The organism is uncultured Mucilaginibacter sp. (genome assembly GCF_903893715.1).
Taxonomy (GTDB): domain Bacteria; phylum Bacteroidota; class Bacteroidia; order Sphingobacteriales; family Sphingobacteriaceae; genus Mucilaginibacter.
In genome coordinates this window covers 1-2,391 of the sequence record NZ_CAITNG010000095.1, presented here as the reverse complement: position 1 = coordinate 2,391, position 2,391 = coordinate 1, and the positions used below count along the sequence as shown (strand labels likewise).

The following is a 2,391-nucleotide window of genomic DNA, read 5'->3' as shown; positions in this document are numbered from 1 at the left end:
GCAGTAAACATCGGGTGTAGCCATCAAGTTTAAAACATTATGTTTAGTTTTTTCATTCATTAATTGCAACTTTTGTGCTAAATGAAATATACTAACCGTAACACGATACACAGAACATTCGCTGTTCTACTAAGTTCATTAAATCACAAAACCGTTTTTTGCTTACCCACCCTTTTATTTCAAAAAAACGTTTGCAAACAAAAATGTTTTGGACGTGGTGGCTAAACCTATGTTTACTTTTAGTAAACATGTTTTTCTCAGAGTTTATATATATATTAAAAAGTATTTTTTATAGCAAGCGTTTTAAGTGGGTTTTCTTGATTGTAAGTAGGTTCGTTTCCCTTCTTACAAATAAGTAAGAACAACGTATAAGGAGGTAAAATATTGAAGGTCGCTTGACCCACCATAAGTAGGAAATGATAAGTAGGTTACCACCACTACTTTCATAACCACTACTCGTGTGTGATTTTTTGGTTATTGGACCACCGTCATCATGATTGGGTAGTGATTGAATGGGAGGTCTTTTTGGTACTCGGCACGCGGAAATGTAGCCTTTTCTATTTGTTTTCTTTGTTTTTTTTTTAAGTGCTGGAGGGAAGGGTCAATCACTTTTAGACTTGTTAAATAAAAGTAGTTTGGACGGCAACCGGAATAAACGAAATTTTTTGCTCGGTTCTTGTCTCCAAGCACAGGGACAAGAGTGAATTGAAGTCAATGACACATCAGGTTCACTATACACGGTGGGAAAACCCAGCAAATATATTACTCGGACGTTTTGTAATAAAGCTCAGATGCATTGTTGGGTTACCGAAAACTGTAAAAGAGTATAAAAGCCGAAAAATTCACGACAGTCAACCATCAACCAGCACAGTGAAAACGACATTGTGCTACGAAGACCTATCATGGCAACTCATCGTATATTGGTAAAAATTTTAATAGTTAAATCAAATTCTCATTTAATTGTGAGCTAAGTAGGCCTAAATCCATTTTGTAAAATAGCTGATCGCGTGCGTCCTGCTAGCTGTGTCTGCCTTTGCTAATGCCATTCCTCTTGGCTTCAATGGTATTGTATATATCATATATTATCATATCTTCGTACATTAGTAATATGGGTGGTTGTGGTATGTAAACAAATTTAAATTGGTAAATTGATTATTGATTTTTTAAATTATTTATAGGCGTTTACAACGGCGTCTACGGCTTCCCCGTCGGCCACGGTTTTCCCGCCTTCCACGTCGTCCCCGGCGTTCCCGGTCTTTTTACAATTGGCCCTGACCACAGTGGCCTCATAACCAGCAGAGGCGGAGGTGGTGGCTGTGGCCCACATGGCTGCGGTGGTGGTGGCGGCGGCGGAAATGGCGGCGGCGGTGGGGGCGGCTGTGGCCCTTGGGGTTGCGGTGGTGGTGGTGGAAAATAAAAGGAATTTTCATCAAAAATAATCCATTCGAAACTTAAAATCAGATACATTTATTCCAACGTTTCTTTTTCTTCATAATATGCTTCCTCAAAATGATGTTACAATTTTTACAATATTTTAAAGAACGATGGCTTTGTTTCTGTCTCTTGCTATTTTTGTTCGTGAAATACACCCTACTTCAGAATCCAAATCCGCCGAAAAAAAAGTATGATTATCTCATTAAGATTTTGTGAAAGAGCATTTTTTCTATTTCAAAGTACAGATAATTCGATATATTAACCATATTGTCTGTATGAAGACAAGATAATTTTTGACACACCAGACATCAGCATATAGCATACTAGCTACATTTTGCTCCCGGCGTTGCCCGGGATTTTTATTATTGATTAAGAACGAATCACAGATGCGCATATTTTTATTGGCTAATTTTTGGTTCTAGAAATTTTTTTTAAATGTCTTACTTCACCGAAAATTGTCGGGTTTGCTAGGTAAATTAAATGCTGCTCTTGGCGCCGTTCCTGCTGTAAAAGGTTATCTCAGTTATGAATTGGTGTAGGCACAGGCATTCCCGACTACGGGAATGCTACTCCATATGATACCCGATTTATACTTAGGAATTATACAGCATCCACAATTCTGAAATTTAAGAAATTATTTAAACTTGAATTTGAATAAATGAACTATACAGCCTATTGGATTGTATATCTATTGATACTAATTGTACCTCGATCGGATACGGATAAAAAAAAACGTTGAGGTAGGGAACGGGCAACTCACATTAGTAGTGAAAGCTAAGAATAAATCTATTTCAGATAAGAGCTGTAAGCTTCAAGCTCAACTTCGCGGCTAGCTGGTCTAGTCACGAAGAATGTTTGAATTATTACCCTCGTGTAATAATTTAGAGTTTTTGATACATTTCTTCCATTACTTTGTGTAATGGCTAGAAATGAAATTTATTAAACTTTGGTTGGGTG

At 37.3% G+C, this 2,391-nt stretch carries 1 protein-coding gene; it reads right to left on the bottom strand.

All coding sequences use genetic code 11. The annotated features are described in order from the left end of the window. Window positions 1-1,168: 1,168 nt before the first annotated feature. Window positions 1,169-1,327 (bottom strand): hypothetical protein, encoded by a 159-nt coding sequence (locus QZX97_RS10945; RefSeq protein WP_295664648.1) that lies wholly within the window; start codon window positions 1,325-1,327, stop codon window positions 1,169-1,171. Between the last annotated feature and the right edge of the window lie 1,064 nt (window positions 1,328-2,391).